The sequence below is a fragment of the Marinomonas sp. ABL3_031 genome, assembly GCF_056161265.1.
Genome location: NZ_JBSWYU010000014.1, coordinates 1 through 17,444, shown reverse-complemented (window position 1 = coordinate 17,444; position 17,444 = coordinate 1). Strand labels below are relative to the sequence as shown.

Genomic DNA, 17,444 nt, shown 5'->3' with positions numbered 1-17,444 from the left:
TTTGTTGTTGAACATAGTAAAAGAAATTGATGGTGCTCTGCTTTATTCTTTGTAGAATATAGAGTTAGTTGTTTGAGGATGGTTTAACTGGGTCTAGAAGACTCTTGTTTGCCTTCTTCAATATGTTGAGCGTTAAGGTTTTAAGCACCAAAGGTTAAGGTATATGGCTGAAGAAGACGGTTTAGATATTGGTTCCGAGGAAGGAACGTCTAGTAGCAAGAAGAAACTTATTATCATTATTGCTTTGGTTGTTGCTCTTTTAGGTGGTGGGGCCGCGGCGTATTTTCTTTTGTTCAGTGGTTCTGAGGCGCCTGCAGATTCCGCTGAGGCTGAGGCGGCGGCCTTGGCTGCAGAACCATCGATTTATCTAGCATTGGAGCCGGCTTTTACCATAGATATGATGGTGAATGGACGACAGCGCTATGTTCAGTTGAATATGACGGTTAAATCAAAAAATAAAGAGCAAATGGAAGCCGTCACTCAACATATGCCTTTAATTCGTAATAGTTTGGTGTTGTTGTTTTCTAGTCAATCGTTTGATGAGCTTAGAACAGCCGAGGGGAAAGATATGCTGAAAATTGCAGCCCTGGATGCCATAAACGGTATTTTGGAGCAAGAAACTGGGCAAGGCGGCATTGATGGTGTTCTTTTTACTAACTTTGTGATGCAGTAATCATTATGTCGGCTCAAGATCTTTTATCTCAGGACGAAATTGATGCACTCTTACATGGTGCAGATGAGAAGCCTGCCGACGATGATAACGCCGATGAAAATGGTGTCGCTTCCTATGACATAACCAGTCAAGAGCGAATTGTTCGAGGTCGCATGCCGACCTTAGAAATGATTAATGAACGTTTCGCTCGTTATACTCGGATCAGTTTATTTAATATGCTCCGGCGTACTGCCGATGTGTCTTCGGGCGGATTGCAGGTGATGAAATTTGGGGAGTATGTGCATACCTTGTATGTTCCAACCAGTTTAAACTTAGTGAAATTTCGTCCGTTACGAAGCACCGCGCTGTTTATTCTTGACGCCAAATTAGTATTTAAGCTGGTGGATAATTTTTTTGGCGGTGATGGTCGTCACGCTAAAATTGAAGGTCGTGAATTTACCCCAACTGAGATTCGAATTGTTCAGCTTATGCTTGAGCAAGTGTTTGTCGATCTGACTGAGGCTTGGGCGCCTGTTTTACAATTGGAATTAGAATACATCAGTTCCGAAGTAAACCCAGCGATGGCTAACATTGTCAGTCCTAGTGAAGTGGTAGTGGTATCTACATTTCATATTGAATTAGATGGTGGCGGTGGCGAGCTGCACATCACTCTTCCTTACTCCATGATTGAACCAGTGCGTGAATTATTAGACGCGGGTGTACAAAGTGATGTTGATGAAAAAGATGATCGCTGGGGCAAATCTCTTGAGCAAGATGTAAAAGACATTGATGTAAAACTCTCAGTGAATGTGGCTAATAAAAAAGCTACACTAGGGGAGGTTTTAAAATTTAAAGCAGGCGATATTATCCCAGTAGAAATGCCTGAGTCTGTTATAGTACGCGCGAATGGCGTGCCAAGTTTTAAAGGTAAATTGGGCGTCAGTAACGAACGCTATTCGATTCAGGTCACGGAAAATATTAAACCGAACAAGGTAACGAAGTAGCATGGCAGAAGAGCAATCCCCAGATCAAGAAGGAATGGACGAGAACCTAGCGGATGAATGGGCAGCAGCCATGTCTGAAGCTGGGGAAACTGATGATTCAGACGAAGGCGCGGTTGATGATGAGTGGGCAGCTGCGATGAATGAGCAGGAGGTTCAGCCTGTCAAGTTGGAAACCTTGACTGTCCCGAACGTTCCTGATGGTGGTGTTGGCTCGGATTTGGATTTGATCATGGATATTCCTGTGGTCTTATCGATGGAGTTAGGAAACACAGAAATTGCTATCCGTAATCTAATGCAATTAACACAGGGGTCTGTAGTTGAGTTGGATCGATTTGCAGGTGAGCCATTAGATGTATTAGTAAATGGAACCCTTATCGCGCACGGTGAAGTTGTGGTCGTGAATGATAAATACGGTATTCGATTAACGGATGTGGTGAGCCCTTCCGAACGAATTAAACGATTGAAATAGTGTCTTGAAAACGTCTTTTATTTATAAGTTTTTGATGGCCAGTTGCGGTATTTTCTCTGCAACTGGCATTTTTGCGTCTGGAATACAGGAAATGTCAGCCACCGCCTCATTATGGAAAGTGGCGTTGTCTTTGCTGGTGATCATTGCTTTTATACCTGCCAGTTTGTGGTTGTTGAAGCGTTTTCAGCTGGCTCAAATGAAGTTGGGTAAGACGGATATTAAGATTCTGAGCGTGCAATCTTTGGGGACAAAAGAAAAGCTAATGTTAGTTGAAGTAGAGAATGAGAAAGTCTTGCTTGGTGTGACCAGCCATACTATTACTCATCTCAAAAGCTTTCCTAAGCGAGGTCGCCCCTTTGATTCTGAGCTCGTACAAGCGCAGCATGATCAAACTCGTCAGTCTCAAGGCGATGACAAATGAAGCGTCTTGTATTGTTACTTTGTCTATTGTTTCTCCCTGTATTGGCTTGGGCGGAAACTGGCTTGCCTGCGGTTAAATTAGTGACCAATCCTGACGGCAGCCAGGAGTATTCAGTTTCCTTGCAAATACTTTTCATCATGACGGCGTTGACCTTGCTGCCAGCGGCGTTAATGATGATGACGTCTTTCACGCGTATCGTGGTGGTATTGGCGATTTTGCGGCAGGCGATAGGTTTGCAGCAAACGCCCTCGAATCAAATTATGATTGGGATGGCATTGTTTTTGACTCTATTTATAATGACGCCAACCTTGAATCAAGTGAATCAAGTAGCGCTACAGCCTTATTTAAATGAAGAGATGACTTCCGTTCAGGCAGTAGAGGCGGCTTCGGGACCGCTTCGTGATTTTATGTTGGCGCAAACTCGAGAAGACGATATCAATTTATTTGTTAAGTTGGCAGGACAGGAAGGTGCTATCGACTCGCTTGATAATTTGCCTTTTACTATTTTGATGCCAGCGTTTGTGACCAGTGAGTTAAAAACAGCTTTCCAAATAGGCTTTATGATTTTTATCCCTTTCTTGATTGTCGACATGGTGGTGGCCAGTGTATTGATGGCTATGGGTATGATGATGTTGTCGCCTATTATTATTTCATTGCCTTTTAAAATTATGTTGTTTGTCATGGTGGATGGTTGGGCTATGATAATGGGGACACTAGCGGCGAGTTTTGGGATCTAAAGATGAATCCACAAGTGGTATTGGATCTTTATGGGCAAGGTTTTTATCTGATTGTGTTGATTGTCGGAGTGGTGATGATGCCGAGCTTGCTGGTTGGTCTCTTGGTCAGTGTGTTTCAGGCCGCTACTCAGATTAACGAACAAACGTTGTCTTTTTTGCCTAGGTTAATAGTCACTATTTTGGTGATTATGCAGTTAGGGCCGTGGATTCTTACTGAATTGGTGGATTTTACTACTGAACTTTTCATTAATATCCCTTTGATAATAGGCTAATGCTTGAGCTTGATCCACAACAGTTACTCGAGTTAACCATCAGTTTCTTGTTGCCTTTCTTTCGTATAGGCGCTTTTTTTATGGCGCTTCCATTATTTGGTAGTCGTTTGGTCAGTACGCCTGTACGTGCAGCTTTTGCCTTTGTTGTGTCTATTATCATTACTCCAGTGATTAATGTGCCGAATTATGATCCAATTTCTCCTGCTTATATTGTGTTGATTGCAGAGCAGTTAGTGATTGGTTTTGTACTTGGCTTTGTGGTGACAATACTCTTTCAATTATTTTCTTTAGCAGGACAATTGGCCGCTATGAAAGCTGGTCTCGGTTTTGCTATGTCCAACGATCCAGCTAACGGTATTTCAGTGGCGACTATGGGGCAATATTATTTGTCTATGGTGGCTTTGGCGTTTCTCGGTACCAATGGCCATTTGGTTATGATTGAATATTTGGCTGAGAGCTTTCGTTATTGGCCCATTGGAGCTGGGTTTGATAGTCAGCGTTATTGGCAGTTGGTGTTGCTGGGTGGTTGGATGTTTGAAAAGGCTTTGTTGATTGTGTTGCCATTGGCTGTTGTGGTGTTGATTATCAACTTGGCATTTGGTGTAGTGGCCAAGGCTTCGCCTCAGTTGAATATTTTTGCATTAGGCTTTCCTATCATTATGCTGTTTTCCTTATTCTTCTTTTGGATTATGCTGGAAGAGTTCTTGCGCATTTATGCGCTTTTCTTCGAAGAAATTACCAACTGGATGAAGGCTACTTGGGGGATTCAGATTAATGGCTGAAAACGAAGACGGTAGTGAAAAAACGGAAAGCGCCAGTAGTAAGAAGCTTCAAGACGCGCGTAATAAAGGCAATATTCCTCGATCAAAAGATCTTAGTACTGCATTATTATTAATTGTGGCAGCAGTTACCTTGTATGGCACTGGTACACTTCTAGTGAACGATTTAGCGGTGCTTTTCGATTTTAATTTTCTCGTTGAGCGCAAAGATTTATTCGATCTTAATCGTATGGTGTTTCATCTTTATGAATCTGTGGTAGCTATGATGGATTCCATGGTGCTACTTATGTCAGTGTTGGCAGCAGCAGGCATTATTGGAAGTATTGCTCTTGGTGGGTTGAATTTTTCTTGGGAGCCATTGATTCCTAAGCTGAGTAAAATGGATCCGATTGCTGGGCTAAAGCGAATGTTCTCAGTGCAATCTTTAGTGGAATTACTAAAGTCAATTGCCAAAGTTAGCTTGGTGACTTTGATTTCAGTGTTGGTGACTTTACATTTCTTGCCGGAAACTCTTGGACTAACCTTTCAGAATATCCAACTAGCGCTAGAGCATGGTGTTGATATCATCATTTGGTCGTTTATTTTTGTATCGCTAGCCTTGGTTTTGATTGCTGCTATTGATGTGCCTTTCCAAGTTTGGTCGCATAAAGAAAAGTTGAAAATGACCAAGCAGGAAGTGAAAGACGAATTTAAACAACAAGAAGGTGATCCTCTGGTTCGTGGGCGTATTCGTCAACTGCAGCGACAGGCTGCCATGAGTCGAATGATGTCAGATGTGCCCGAAGCGGATGTAATTATTACTAACCCGACGCACTTTTCTGTGGCGTTAAAGTATGATCAAGTGAGTGGCTCCGCGCCGGTGTTGTTGGCAAAGGGGGGGGACTTCATTGCGCTGAAAATTCGAGAGGTAGGCAATCATTACGATATCCCTGTGATACAATCGCCTGCATTGGCGCGGGCTGTTTATCATCATACGGAGATTGGTGAAGAGATACCGCAAGGTCTGTTTAAAGTGGTGGCTCAGTTGTTGGCTTATGTTTACCAATTACGCAATGCCAGGACAGGGGCTCCTATGCCTGAATCTATGCCTGACTTAGATGTGCCTGATGAATTTCAATGGGATGGTAATTGATCATGAAAATAGTTTTATTCGCTAGGGAACTTGTGTGAATTTCGACAGAAGCCGAATAACTGGACAAGTTCAAAGCATTTTTAGCGGGAACTTAGGGATTCCTATCTTGTTATTGTCGCTGTTGGCGATGATGATCTTGCCTATCCCAGCTTTTCTTCTGGACGTTTTGTTTACCTTTAATATTGCCCTTGCTATTGTCGTTTTGTTGGTGGCGATTTATTCCATGCGCCCGCTGGACTTTGCTGTTTTTCCTACTGTTTTGTTGGTATCTACCTTGATGAGATTGGCACTGAATGTGGCATCTACTCGAGTAGTGCTGCTTAATGGTCATGAGGGGGGAGATGCTGCTGGTAAGGTGATCCAGGCCTTTGGTGAAGTGGTGATTGGTGGTAATTATGTTGTGGGCTTTGTTGTCTTCGCTATTTTAATGATCATCAACTTTGCAGTAGTGACCAAGGGTGCGGGTCGTATCTCTGAAGTGAGTGCGCGTTTTACCTTGGATGCTATGCCGGGTAAACAAATGGCGATAGATGCGGATTTGAATGCCGGCATGATTGATGCGGATCAAGCCAAGCAGCGTCGTACTGAAATTGCTTCTGAGGCCGAGTTTTACGGCTCTATGGATGGTGCTTCAAAGTTTGTAAAAGGGGATGCTATTGCTGGCTTATTGATCTTGGGGATCAATATTATTGGTGGTTTATCAATTGGTATGGCGCAGCATGATTTGTCTTTTACGCAAGCTATTGAGCGTTATTCACTATTGACTATTGGTGATGGTTTGGTGGCGCAATTGCCGTCGTTAATGTTATCGACGGCCGCTGCCATCATGGTGACTCGCGTCAATGAAACAGGGGATATGGGCTCGCAGGTAGTCAAACAAATGTTTGGCTCTTCTAAAGCACTTTATATCGCAGCAGGAGTAATGACCATTATGGGCGTTGTTCCTGGTATGCCACACCTTGCGTTTTTAAGCTTGGCAGCTTGCTTGGGTGGTTTGGCCTATTTCTTAGAATATCGTAAAAAACAAAAGGTCAATCAAGGTAAAAAATCTTCTGAGTCTTCAACGACAGATACTCCTGTGCCGGCGGAATCGAAAGATTTAAGTTGGGATGATGTTGCTCCTGTGGATATGCTAGGTCTAGAAGTTGGCTATCGTTTGATTCCATTAGTAGATAAAACTCAAGGGGGCGAATTGTTAGCGCGGATCAAGGGGGTGCGCCGAAAATTGTCGCAAGATTTGGGTTTTTTGGTGCCCAGTGTTCATATTCGTGACAATTTGGATCTGATGCCTAATGCTTATCGAGTCACTTTGATGGGGGTAAGTTTGGCTGAGGCCGAAGTGCATCCGGATAAAGACTTGGCGATCGACCCTGGTCAAGTTTTTGGAACCATTGAGGGGGTGCCTGGTAAGGATCCTTCATTCGGATTGGATGCAGTTTGGATTGATCCGAAAAAGCGTGATCAGGCGCAAACATTTGGCTATACCGTTGTGGATGTCAGTACGGTAGTAGCAACTCATGTGAATCAAATTATGCATAAACATGCTTATGAACTGATTGGTCATGATGAGGTTCAGCAGTTGCTTAGCTTGTTGAAACAATACAACCCTAAACTCGCAGAAGAACTGGTACCGAATACTGTGCCGTTGAGTGTATTGTTGAAAGTGTTGCAGAACTTGCTAATTGAAGGGGTGCCATTACGTGATATGCGTACCATTGCAGAAGCCATCATGGGAGTACAGCCAAAAACACAAGATCCTATGATATTAACGGCGGCAGTGCGAACGGCATTGTCGCGATTGATTATTCAAACACTGGCCGATGGTGTGGAAGAGATTCCTGTGCTGACGTTAGAACCTCAATTGGAAAAGATGCTGATGCAGACAGTGCAACAAAGTCAACAGTCAGGTATTAAAAACGAAGAAGCGCTTATTCTCGAACCACAAATGGCGGAACAATTACAAACTTCTTTACGACAATCTGCTGAACAGCAAGAGGCAATGGGGAATACGCCTATCCTCATAGTATCAGCGCCTATCCGTCCGATGCTTGCACGTTTTATGCGTTATGGGATGGTGAATATGGCGGTGCTTTCCTATCAGGAAGTGCCAGATCATAAGCGTATAACAGTGGTGGGTGTAATAGGCCAATAAAGTTTACCTATTAATGGTAAATATTGTGGCTATATTTATTCTATTCTTTCGGGTAAGCTATGGATTTGTAAGAGAAATAAGCTGGAAGGATTAGGTTATTCATGCAAATTAGGCGTTTTCGTGCACCTGACATGCGGCAAGCGATACGGAAAGTTCGAGATGCTGTAGGTCCAGACGCTGTAATATTATCAAATCAGCGCTTGCCGACGGGTGAGATAGAAATTGTTGCGGCTCTTGACTACGATGGCTCTATGCCACCTTCCATGTCAAAAGGGGCGGCTTCACCTCGTTCTCAATTTAGTCGTCAAGAAGCCATTCCAGCAGCAAGACAAGATTTTACGCAAGACCCAAGTGCGGACTATTTAGAGCGAATTGAACGTGCCAAGCAAAAAAGGGTCTCTTCCTCGCAACACGCCCAGTCAAACAAATCTTCTTCTGACATGGCATCACCTAAGCCGTCTTATCGATATGAAGCTGTTTCATCAATTGAAATGCCAGCAGCAGAGGACGGTGAAAAGACTGAAGTAGAAGAAGCCCTATCAATTCGAAATACTGAAGGTGCTCAGCAACTTCGTGAAATGGAGCGAGAGTTACAACAAGTTCGTGCTATGTTGGAACAACGTCAGAATGAAGGGGCAGACCCTCAATCTAAGCGTGGTCAATTGGAAAGCAAAGCGCGTGAACAATTAAAAGCGCTTGGTTTATCTGATTTAGTCGCATCACGTTTAATGGATGATATTGACCTTAAAGGTCGAGAAGACGATTGGAACCGATTATTAGCGCATTTAGCTGATTATATCCCCGTACGTTCTGGTGGTGCAGAGCTGAGTGGTTGCATTGCTTTTATGGGCCCAACCGGTGTAGGTAAAACAACTTCAATTGGTAAAATTGCCGCTCAACATGTTCTAAAGCATGGGCCTGAAGGGGTGGTGTTAATTACGACAGATACCTATCGAATAGCTGCTCATGAGCAGTTGCGTACTTTTGGGCGTATATTGAACGTTCCTGTTGAGGTGGTAAATGAGTATTCGGACCTAAACGAAGTCTTGACCAAATACGCTCATTATTCCTTGGTCTTGGTGGATACAGCAGGGATGAACCCCCGTGATTCGAATCTTGAGCGTCAATTGCTGATGATGAAACGAGCACGTGCGAGTTTGCAAAAATTGCTGGTGTTACCTTGTACAAGTCAGCGCCAAGTATTGAAAACTGTGGTTGATGTCTACTCTCAAGTGCAGTTGGATGGTTGTGTATTAAGTAAACTTGATGAGTCTGCTTCCTTAGGTGAGGCAATAAGTGTGGTCATTGAAGAAGGTTTACCTGTAGTATATTTGGCGGATGGTCAACGTATCCCAGATGATATTGAACCAGCTCGAGCACATAATTTAATTAGTCGTGCCGTGTATACGGCAGAACACTACAACCATCTTTTTGGGTCACTAAAGTATGGTAGTTAGTAAAATTATGTTATTTCAGAAAGCGTTGCGCCAAACTATGTAGTACAGTTTGATTGCGCAACTTACTTAAAGACGAAGGTTGCTCAGACGATTTTATGCAAACCAAAAGTGGATATGACACCTACACCAAAAAGGCAACGCTATCGATTGATGCGATTGTCGAGCAGTATGGGTACTTGGTAAAGAAGATTGCCTACCATCTATTAGCTCGATTACCTGACAGTGTGGATATAGATGATTTGACTCAAGCAGGTATGATGGGCTTGATTGAAGCCTATAAGCGCTTTGAGTCAACCAAGGGTGCGAGCTTTGAAACCTATGCGGGTATTCGTATCCGTGGTTCTATTATGGATGAAGTGCGAAAATCTGATTGGGCTCCTCGTTCTGTACGTCGCAATGGGCGTGCAGTAACCAACGCCATCAAAGAGCTTGAGGCAAAGTTAGGAAGAGATGTTTCCGATATGGAGGTTGCAGCCCATATGGGAATCGGTATGGATGAATATCATGATATGTTGCATTCATCCATGTCGACACAGCTGTTTAGTTATGAAGAGATGCTAGACTCTGATGCAAATAATTTTGATGGAGCGGAAAGTGAAAGTGAAAATGCTCCATATGCATTGGTAGAAGAAAGTGGTTTTCAGGGGCAATTAGCCGCTGAAATTGACAATCTACCAGAACGGGAAAAGTTGGTTTTATCCTTGTACTACAATGATGAACTAAACTTAAAAGAAATTGGTGCTGTTTTAGGCGTCAGTGAATCAAGGGTTAGCCAAATTCATAGCCAAGCGGCAATGAGATTACGTGCTAGGTTGAGCGATTGGCGAGATTAAATTATGTGTTGTGGAAATATACCTTTGGGGTGTGGAGGTTGCATTGGATAAAAACATGAAGATCCTGATTGTTGATGATTTCTCGACAATGAGACGAATCATTAAAAACTTGTTACGGGATTTAGGGTTTACCAATACAGTTGAAGCGGATGATGGAACGACTGCGTTACCAATACTTCAAGCTGGTACAATCGATTTCCTCGTAACCGACTGGAACATGCCTGGAATGACGGGTATTGAGCTTTTGCGTGCAGTCCGGGCTGATGAGAAGTTGAAAAGTATCCCAGTATTAATGGTAACGGCAGAAGCAAAGCGTGACCAAATCATTGCGGCAGCACAAGCTGGTGTTAATGGTTATGTTGTTAAGCCTTTCACAGCCGTAGCACTGAAAGAAAAAATTGAGAAGATATTCGAACGAATCGATGCTGCCAAATAGGGATATTTAGATGTCAAATAAATTGGGATCTGGACTAGTGGATTTTGAAAAACAAGTAAAAGATGGCGCTGTAGAACTTTTGAACCATATCGAAGTCGGTGATTTCAGTGGTGCGATAAAGATTATCCAAGAGTTAAGCGAAGCTAGACATAATAGCTTTTATAACGAAGTGGGATACCTAACGCGAAGTCTGCATGATGCTATTCGTGATTTTCAAATTGATTCGATGGATTTGGTTGTTAATGAAGAGGTAGAAGGTTCTTCTAAAATAACGGATGCATCTGATCGATTGACTTATGTTATCGAAACAACTAGTGCAGCTGCCAATAAGACCATGGACATGGTTGACAGTAGTGTACCAGTTGCCAGTGAGCTGCAAAAGCAGGCACGTGAGCTTCGAAAAGATTGGGGACGTTTAATTCAACGTGATTTATCGCCGCAAGAATTTCGAGATTTGTATAAGCGAATCGACGTTTTTTTGTCGTACGCTGATGAAAGCGCTACTACATTACATTCTAATCTAAATACGATTCTTCTAGAACAAGGCTACCAGGACTTAACGGGTCAAGTAATTTCTAGAGTAAATGAACTGATTCGAGATGTAGAGGAGAAACTTGTACATCTTGTCGCAGTTGCGGGGCGTGTTGATAGCATTTCCGGCATTGAGCATCAAGAGGAGGCACAAGAGGCTGATGATACACGAGGCCATGGTCCTTCTATTAATAAACAAAACAACCCTGAAGTACTGAATAGTCAAGACGAAGTAGACGACTTGCTATCAAGTCTTGGTTTCTAGAAGAAGGAGCTGAGGATGAGTTTCGAAGTCGATGAAGAAATTCTACAGGATTTTTTGGTAGAAGCTGGAGAGATTCTAGAGCAGCTTTCCGAACAATTAGTAGATCTAGAGCAAAATCCTGAAGATAAAGCTCTGCTTAATGCTATATTTCGTGGTTTCCATACCGTAAAAGGCGGTGCTGGATTTTTGCAATTAACTGCATTGGTTGATTGCTGCCATTATGCAGAAAACGTTTTTGACATTTTGAGAAATGGTCAACGTCAAATTGATTCCGACCTAATGGATACCGTATTGCAAGCTTTGGATGCGGTAAATGGAATGTTTGAAGTCGTTCGTTCTGGTGGAGAACCAGAACCTGCAGATCCTGAATTAATTGCTACTTTGAGTGCTTACGCAACTCCTCCCTCTGAAGAAGAAATGGCTGCCGCAGCGGAGCCAGAACCCGAGCCAGAGCTAGAAGAACCTGTCTCTGAGTCTGAACCTGATCCAGAAGAGACGCCTGCACAGGATGAAAAGTCAGAGTCAGTGGATATTTCTGATGATGAATTTGAATCGCTTCTAGATGCGCTAGGTGATGATGCGCCAGCTGCTGCATCTGCAGAAAATGCATCGAATACAGCAGAAGCTGGAGATGATGACATTACCGAAGATGAATTCGATGCCTTGCTTGATCAGCTACATGGTAGTGGGGCGCCTGGTGTGAATGATGAGGCTGATTCGCCAAGTAAGCCTGTGGAAGCCAATGCTAGTAAAGCGGCGGAGTCTGATGATATCACAGAAGATGAATTTGAAGAGTTATTAGATAGCTTGCATGGTGAAGGCGCGCCTGGATCGTCGGCTGAAAAAGATGATTCAGCAAAAGAAACGAAAGAAGATAAGACGTCAGAAACATCTAAGGCAGATTCCGCAGCTGATAATGCAGAATCTGATTTGATTACTGAGGATGAATTTGAGTCGCTTTTAGATACTTTGCAAGCTGAGAAAAAAGCACAACAAACAGCAGAACCTGCAAAGTCTGAAACCAAGAAAACCGCCCCCAAAAAAGAGCAGCCGGCAAAACCAAAAGCAGCTCCTGCGCCGAAACCTGCTGCTAAACCTGCAGCAGCTAAAGCCGAAGCTCCGAAAGAAAAAGCTGCTAATGCTCCTGTGACACAAGAAGCTACCGTTCGTGTTGACACCAAACGTCTTGATGACATCATGAACATGGTAGGTGAGTTGGTATTAGTACGAAATCGCTTGGTGCGTTTAGGCTTGCAGAGTGACGACGAGTCTATGGGTAAAGCAGTTGCCAATCTTGATGTAGTAACCGGTGATCTGCAGAATGCGGTTATGAAAACTCGCATGCAACCTATCAAGAAAGTGTTTGGTCGTTTCCCTCGAGTGGTACGAGATTTGGCTCGTAACATGAAGAAAGAAGTTAACCTAGTGTTAAAAGGGGAAGACACTGACTTAGATAAAAACTTGGTAGAAGCCCTTGCAGATCCTTTAGTTCACTTGGTGCGAAACTCAGTTGACCATGGTGTGGAATCTCCCGAGAAGCGTGAAGCGAATGGTAAGCCTCGCATGGGTACTGTTATCTTGTCAGCGGAGCAAGAAGGTGACCATATCCTCTTGTCTATCGAAGACGATGGTGCTGGTATGGACCCAGATGTATTACGTAAAAAAGCCGTTGAAAAAGGCTTGATGGATACGGATGCGGCTGAGCGTTTATCTGATGACGAAGCCTTTAACCTGATCTTTGCCCCTGGGTTCTCTACCAAAGTTGAGATCACAGATGTGTCTGGTCGTGGTGTTGGGATGGACGTGGTGAAAACCAAAATTTCTCAACTAAACGGTACCTTGGACATCAAATCTGTATTGGGTCAAGGTTCTCGCTTTATCATTAAAGTACCATTAACACTCGCTATTATGCCGACCTTGATGGTGACCTTATCTGATCAAGCTTTTGCTTTCCCATTGGTAAGCGTGAATGAAATTTTCCATTTAGATCTAAAGAAAACCAATATTGTTGATGGTCAGCAAGTGGTAGTCATTCGTGGTAAGACTCTGCCTATTTTCCACTTGCAAAATTGGCTGGTGAAAGGTTCTAAAACGGACGAAAATCCTTCTGAGGCTCACGTTGTTGTGGTTCAGGTAGGAATGAATGAAGTTGGCTTTGTTGTGGATCAACTGGTCGGACAGGAAGAAGTTGTTATTAAACCACTAGGGAAAATGTTGCAAGGTACTGCAGGTATGGCAGGGGCAACAATTACGGGTGATGGTCGTATTGCATTGATTCTGGATGTGCCAAGCATGCTAAAAAGTTATGCATCAAGGTAACAACTAAGTTATACATTTTGGAGATGTAGTATGCCGGTAAAAGTGCTGGTTGTTGATGACTCAGGCTTTTTCAGACGCCGATTGGTGGAAATTTTCGAAGCAGACCCGCGTTTGTCTGTTGTGGGGACGGCTAATAACGGCAAAGAAGCGATTGATAAAGTTCAATCGCTGTCACCAGATGTGGTGACCATGGATTATGAAATGCCCGTAATGGATGGTATTGCGGCTGTTTCTAATATCATGAAGGTCAAACCCACTCCGGTGTTAATGTTCTCTTCTCTTACCCATGAAGGCGCTAAAGTTACGTTAGATGCTTTAGAAGCGGGTGCGGTTGATTTCATGCCTAAGAACTTTGAGGACATATCTCGAGATTCTGCGGTGGTGAAGAAAGCTTTGGTTGACCGCGTGTTGGCGGTGGCTCGTACGCGTTTATCGAGTGGTGGTGGAAGTACTGAACCGCTTACGTCGCGTAAAGAGCATAAAGCCATTGTCACTGATCGAGGGGTAATTATTCCTCGTTCTCGAAAGCGCGTTAGTCTCGTCGCTATTGGTACTTCCACAGGTGGCCCAATGGCGCTCCAAGCTGTATTAAGTAAAATCCCCGAAGACTTTTCGGCACCTCTTGTGTTGATACAGCATATGCCTGCTGCTTTTACGGGGGCTTTTGCAGAACGTTTGAATAATATATGTCAAATTAAAGTGAAAGAAGCACAGGATGGTGATCGTCTTGAAGCCGGAGTGGCCTTACTTGCTCCTGGTGGAAAACAAATGATGATCGATTCACGTAATGGCGGTTGTGTACGTATTTTGGATGGTGATGAACGTCTAAATTACAAGCCATCGGTTGATGTGACTTTTGGTTCGGCATCAAAATGCTACCCAGGAAAAGTTCTGTCAGTGGTTATGACGGGGATGGGCGTAGATGGCCGAGAAGGTGCCAGGATGCTCAAAAACTCAGGTTCTAAAGTTTGGATTCAAAGTGAAGATACCTGTGTTATTTACGGCATGCCAATGGCGGTTGAAAAGGCTAATTTGGCCGATGAAATTATCGACTTGAATCATATTGGTGAACGTATTGTACGCGAGGTCGGTTAGTGGACTTAGTCACCTTAGCAGGTTTATTAATTGCATTTAGCTCAGTTTTCCTTGCTAATTGGTTGGGCGGTGGGGAAGTGGTTTTACTACTCAATCTCCCATCCGCTATTATCGTTATTTTCGGTAGCCTCGGTGCGACGCTAATTCAGAGCAGTATTCAAGAAGCAATTCGTGCTTTAGCTTTACTTAAATGGAGTTTATTTCCACCTGTTTTTGATTTTACCTCAGCACGAACTACCATAAACAATCTCGCCCATAAGGCACGACGTTTATCTTTATTAGCTTTAGAATCGGATGTCGGTGCTATCAATAATCCTTTTTCTACCCGAGCTTTACAGATGGCCATAGATGGCACTGACCCAAATGTGTTGTCTGATCGTTTGCACGATGATGCCATTCGCATTCACGAAAGACGGACAAAGAGCGTATCTTTTATTGAATCCATTGGTGGGTATGCTCCAACTTTAGGGATCATGGGATCTGTTTTGGGGCTAATACAGGCGATGGCTAATTTGAATAGTCCTGAAGCGCTGGGGCAAGGGATCGCAGTGGCTTTTGTATCGACTTTATATGGGCAAGGCTTTGCGAATTTGGTGGTGTTTCCCATTGCCAGAAAGTTGTCCAATTACATTGATAAAGAGCTGCTCTATCATCAACTTCTTATTGATGGTATTTGTGGGATTGCGATTGGTAAGCATCCATACCGCTTAGAACTTGAGTTGGCGACTTATGAGTGATGTTGAATCTGGTTCATCTAAACGCCGTAAGTTGGTTAAGTCTTCCCCCGCACATCCGCCAGGAAAAGACCGATGGATTCTCTCTTACGCTGATTTTATTACTTTGCTCTTTGCCTTCTTTGTTGCTTTGTATTCCTTGTCATTAAAAAATTCTGATGATGAAAAGCGTCTAAAGGAAAGTTTACAAGGCGTATTTGAAGCGGTCCAAAAATCGGTAAAACCCATCAATATAGGAGACCCCATTGTTGGAGAACCCAAAGATGCTGAATTAATCGAAACGATACCCCTTCCTCAAGAAGCGTTTGAAGTTGAAGAAGATCAATCTTCTGCTGTATATGCTTTATTGAGTCGTTTGGTTGAACAGCAATTTTCTGGTTTACATCAAACTGGTCAAATTGAAGTGTCAGAGTCGGCTGATTGGGTCAGTCTAGAAATGAAATCGGCTTTATTATTCGGTGCTGGCGAGTATGAACTGACTAATGAAGCGGTAGCTCTACTGATAATGGTTGCAAATGTTTTAAATGCTTATCCATCTGCAGTAATAGTCGAAGGTCACACAGATAATTTGCCGGTAAACTCTCCACGTATTGGTAACAATTGGAACTTATCTAGTTTACGTGCTTCATCTGTTGTAGATGAGTTGGTGTATCGCGGTATGAATCCTGCAATGGTTGCTCCAATGGGGTTTGCTAGTGAACATCCAAAAGTAAGAAATACCAATGAATTTGCTCGGCAGCAAAATCGTCGCGTGGTAATACGAATTAGCAAGCGAAGAGCCGATAATTTATATGATTACTTGTTTAAGTAAGCAGTTACTGTATATGATTGATTGCAAAGAATTCGTAAGCAGAAAAACAGTTTAGGATAGCGGAGAGTCAGAGTGCACATTTGGGCGGTGGCGAATCAAAAAGGTGGTGTAGGTAAAACGACGACAGTAGTGTCTTTAGCCGGACTATTGGCGGACGCAGGACACCGTGTATTAATGGTGGATTTAGACCCTCATGGTTCATTAACAAGCTATTTCCGATTTGATCCAGACTCAATAGAGAACAGCGCTTATAACCTTTTTCAGGTGTCTGGAAAAATGCCGGATGAATTGCCACCTTCTTTGATATTGGAAACGGGTCATCCAAATTTGTCTTTGTTGCCGGCCTCTACCGCTTTGGCTACTTTAGAACGCCATGCCCAAGCGCAAGGCGGTATGGGCTTAGTGATCTCCAAAACGCTAGCCATTTTATGGGATGATTATGATTACGTTTTAATCGACAGTCCGCCCGTGTTGGGTGTGTTAATGATTAATGCTCTGGCGGCATGCCAACAATTGATTATTCCAGTACAAACGGAATTTTTGGCTATTAAGGGATTGGAGCGTATGGTGCGTACTTTGACTATGATTAACAGAGCACGTAAGCGTCCAGTGCCTTATTTGATTGTGCCAACTTTATTTGATCGTCGTACTCAGGCATCTAATAAGAGTTTGCGTAATTTAAAAGATATGTACGAAGAGCTTGTTTGGCACTCAGTCATTCCCGTTGACACAAAATTACGTGATGCCAGTACAGCAGGAATTGCTCCGTCGGCATTGGATTCAAGTGCTCGTGGCATCAAAGCATACGCGAGTCTGATGGATTCATTGATGAATCCAGCGGGATAGAAAATACATATGAAAGAAACAAAGAACAAAGAAGACGTATTGATTGGGCCGCAAGCCGCGGTACAACGTTATTTGGATGATTTGCTGCAAGAAGCAACATCGGAAACTTCTGAATCGGAACAGATCGTATCGGAAGAAGGTTTACAAGAAGATGAGGCGCTTGCAGAAGACGTTGAAGTCAGTCTTGCTGAGAATACAGAAGAGATCGTAGAGTCTCAACAACAAACACTTGATGCTGAGCCGAGTGCAGAGATTGACGTTCCATCAGATAGTGAGCCGAGCACGGATTTATCTGCTACTGACTGGTCCTCCATTGATGCGTCTTTTAAGGATTTTGAGAACGCCGTTGCAGATCATGTAGAAGAAAGTTTGCCAGTTGAGTCGGAAAGTAAGCAGGCTATTGAGCCAGAGCCAGAGCCAGAGCCAGAGCCAGAGCCAGAGCCAGAGCCAGAGCCAGAGCCAGAGCCAGAGCCAGAGCCAGAGCCAGAGCCAGAGCCAG

The 17,444-nt window shown here is 43.4% G+C and carries 18 protein-coding genes and 1 pseudogene; all 19 read left to right on the top strand.

The genetic code is table 11. The annotated features are described in order from the left end of the window. Positions 1 to 163: 163 nt before the first annotated feature. Positions 164 to 673 (top strand): flagellar basal body-associated FliL family protein, encoded by a 510-nt coding sequence (locus ACXAH2_RS14430; protein ID WP_475079460.1) that lies wholly within the window; start codon positions 164 to 166, stop codon positions 671 to 673. Between the two features lie 5 nt (positions 674 to 678). Beyond that, positions 679 to 1,656 carry a flagellar motor switch protein FliM gene (fliM, locus tag ACXAH2_RS14425; RefSeq protein WP_475079459.1) on the top strand — a complete coding sequence of 326 codons (978 nt, stop codon included), beginning with the start codon at positions 679 to 681 and terminating at the stop codon, positions 1,654 to 1,656. A 1-nt stretch (position 1,657) separates the two neighbouring features. After that, the gene (fliN, locus tag ACXAH2_RS14420; protein WP_475079458.1) at positions 1,658 to 2,125 is read left to right on the top strand and encodes a flagellar motor switch protein FliN; all 468 of its coding nucleotides are present in this window, start codon (positions 1,658 to 1,660) and stop codon (positions 2,123 to 2,125) included. Positions 2,126 to 2,216: 91 nt separating this feature from the next. Continuing rightward, positions 2,217 to 2,546 carry a flagellar biosynthetic protein FliO gene (gene fliO / locus ACXAH2_RS14415; protein WP_475079457.1) on the top strand — a complete coding sequence of 110 codons (330 nt, stop codon included), beginning with the start codon at positions 2,217 to 2,219 and terminating at the stop codon, positions 2,544 to 2,546. Next, positions 2,543 to 3,283: a flagellar type III secretion system pore protein FliP gene (gene fliP / locus ACXAH2_RS14410; RefSeq protein ID WP_475079456.1), complete on the top strand. Its 741-nt coding sequence runs from the start codon at positions 2,543 to 2,545 to the stop codon at positions 3,281 to 3,283. Before fliO ends, fliP begins: the two co-directional genes overlap by 4 nt. A 2-nt stretch (positions 3,284 to 3,285) precedes the next feature. Further along, a complete protein-coding gene (gene fliQ / locus ACXAH2_RS14405) occupies positions 3,286 to 3,555 on the top strand; it encodes a flagellar biosynthesis protein FliQ (protein WP_475079455.1) in 270 nt (89 codons plus the stop codon). Then, positions 3,555 to 4,337, top strand: a complete 783-nt coding sequence (gene fliR / locus ACXAH2_RS14400) for a flagellar biosynthetic protein FliR (RefSeq protein WP_475079454.1) — start codon at positions 3,555 to 3,557, stop codon at positions 4,335 to 4,337. The genes fliQ and fliR overlap by 1 nt, the downstream gene beginning before the upstream one ends. After that, entirely contained in the window at positions 4,330 to 5,466 is a 1,137-nt protein-coding gene (flhB, locus tag ACXAH2_RS14395; RefSeq protein WP_475079452.1) for a flagellar biosynthesis protein FlhB, read from the top strand. The genes fliR and flhB overlap by 8 nt, the downstream gene beginning before the upstream one ends. A gap of 34 nt (positions 5,467 to 5,500) precedes the next feature. Then, complete coding sequence (gene flhA, locus ACXAH2_RS14390; RefSeq protein ID WP_475079451.1) at positions 5,501 to 7,618, top strand: flagellar biosynthesis protein FlhA; 2,118 nt, start codon at positions 5,501 to 5,503, stop codon at positions 7,616 to 7,618. 101 nt (positions 7,619 to 7,719) lie between these two features. After that, positions 7,720 to 9,075 (top strand): flagellar biosynthesis protein FlhF, encoded by a 1,356-nt coding sequence (flhF, locus tag ACXAH2_RS14385; protein WP_475079450.1) that lies wholly within the window; start codon positions 7,720 to 7,722, stop codon positions 9,073 to 9,075. 95 nt (positions 9,076 to 9,170) lie between these two features. After that, positions 9,171 to 9,908 carry an RNA polymerase sigma factor FliA gene (locus tag ACXAH2_RS14380; protein WP_475079449.1) on the top strand — a complete coding sequence of 246 codons (738 nt, stop codon included), beginning with the start codon at positions 9,171 to 9,173 and terminating at the stop codon, positions 9,906 to 9,908. Between the two features lie 55 nt (positions 9,909 to 9,963). After that, entirely contained in the window at positions 9,964 to 10,344 is a 381-nt protein-coding gene (locus tag ACXAH2_RS14375; protein ID WP_012071097.1) for a chemotaxis response regulator CheY, read from the top strand. Between the two features lie 10 nt (positions 10,345 to 10,354). Further along, positions 10,355 to 11,140, top strand: coding sequence for a protein phosphatase CheZ (locus ACXAH2_RS14370; protein ID WP_475079448.1), 786 nt, complete (start codon positions 10,355 to 10,357; stop codon positions 11,138 to 11,140). 15 nt (positions 11,141 to 11,155) lie between these two features. Next, positions 11,156 to 13,459, top strand: coding sequence for a chemotaxis protein CheA (locus ACXAH2_RS14365; protein WP_475079446.1), 2,304 nt, complete (start codon positions 11,156 to 11,158; stop codon positions 13,457 to 13,459). A 30-nt stretch (positions 13,460 to 13,489) separates the two neighbouring features. After that, positions 13,490 to 14,554 carry a protein-glutamate methylesterase/protein-glutamine glutaminase gene (locus tag ACXAH2_RS14360; protein WP_475079445.1) on the top strand — a complete coding sequence of 355 codons (1,065 nt, stop codon included), beginning with the start codon at positions 13,490 to 13,492 and terminating at the stop codon, positions 14,552 to 14,554. Next, on the top strand, positions 14,554 to 15,291 hold the full coding sequence (locus ACXAH2_RS14355) for a flagellar motor protein (RefSeq protein ID WP_475079444.1): 738 nt from the start codon (positions 14,554 to 14,556) through the stop codon (positions 15,289 to 15,291). The genes ACXAH2_RS14360 and ACXAH2_RS14355 overlap by 1 nt, the downstream gene beginning before the upstream one ends. After that, positions 15,284 to 16,099, top strand: a complete 816-nt coding sequence (locus tag ACXAH2_RS14350; RefSeq protein ID WP_475079443.1) for an OmpA family protein — start codon at positions 15,284 to 15,286, stop codon at positions 16,097 to 16,099. The genes ACXAH2_RS14355 and ACXAH2_RS14350 overlap by 8 nt, the downstream gene beginning before the upstream one ends. Before the next feature lie 72 nt (positions 16,100 to 16,171). Continuing rightward, positions 16,172 to 16,945, top strand: coding sequence for a ParA family protein (locus tag ACXAH2_RS14345; RefSeq protein WP_475079442.1), 774 nt, complete (start codon positions 16,172 to 16,174; stop codon positions 16,943 to 16,945). A 9-nt stretch (positions 16,946 to 16,954) separates the two neighbouring features. Further along, positions 16,955 to 17,444 (top strand): annotated as a pseudogene (locus tag ACXAH2_RS14340) (chemotaxis protein CheW); the annotation flags it as partial.

Excerpts from the sequence above, each read along its gene's own strand:
- fliN (WP_475079458.1), top strand. The coding sequence starts at position 1,658 with ATGGCAGAAGAGCAATCCCCAGATCAAGAAGGAATGGACGAGAACCTA.
- fliQ (WP_475079455.1), top strand. The coding sequence starts at position 3,286 with ATGAATCCACAAGTGGTATTGGATCTTTATGGGCAAGGTTTTTATCTG.
- fliR (WP_475079454.1), top strand. The coding sequence starts at position 3,555 with ATGCTTGAGCTTGATCCACAACAGTTACTCGAGTTAACCATCAGTTTC.
- ACXAH2_RS14350 (WP_475079443.1), top strand. The coding sequence starts at position 15,284 with ATGAGTGATGTTGAATCTGGTTCATCTAAACGCCGTAAGTTGGTTAAG.
- ACXAH2_RS14375 (WP_012071097.1), top strand. The coding sequence starts at position 9,964 with ATGAAGATCCTGATTGTTGATGATTTCTCGACAATGAGACGAATCATT.
- flhF (WP_475079450.1), top strand. The coding sequence starts at position 7,720 with ATGCAAATTAGGCGTTTTCGTGCACCTGACATGCGGCAAGCGATACGG.
- fliP (WP_475079456.1), top strand. The coding sequence starts at position 2,543 with ATGAAGCGTCTTGTATTGTTACTTTGTCTATTGTTTCTCCCTGTATTG.
- ACXAH2_RS14380 (WP_475079449.1), top strand. The coding sequence starts at position 9,171 with ATGCAAACCAAAAGTGGATATGACACCTACACCAAAAAGGCAACGCTA.
- ACXAH2_RS14370 (WP_475079448.1), top strand. The coding sequence starts at position 10,355 with ATGTCAAATAAATTGGGATCTGGACTAGTGGATTTTGAAAAACAAGTA.
- ACXAH2_RS14360 (WP_475079445.1), top strand. The coding sequence starts at position 13,490 with ATGCCGGTAAAAGTGCTGGTTGTTGATGACTCAGGCTTTTTCAGACGC.
- flhB (WP_475079452.1), top strand. The coding sequence starts at position 4,330 with ATGGCTGAAAACGAAGACGGTAGTGAAAAAACGGAAAGCGCCAGTAGT.
- fliM (WP_475079459.1), top strand. The coding sequence starts at position 679 with ATGTCGGCTCAAGATCTTTTATCTCAGGACGAAATTGATGCACTCTTA.
- ACXAH2_RS14430 (WP_475079460.1), top strand. The coding sequence starts at position 164 with ATGGCTGAAGAAGACGGTTTAGATATTGGTTCCGAGGAAGGAACGTCT.
- fliO (WP_475079457.1), top strand. The coding sequence starts at position 2,217 with ATGTCAGCCACCGCCTCATTATGGAAAGTGGCGTTGTCTTTGCTGGTG.
- ACXAH2_RS14365 (WP_475079446.1), top strand. The coding sequence starts at position 11,156 with ATGAGTTTCGAAGTCGATGAAGAAATTCTACAGGATTTTTTGGTAGAA.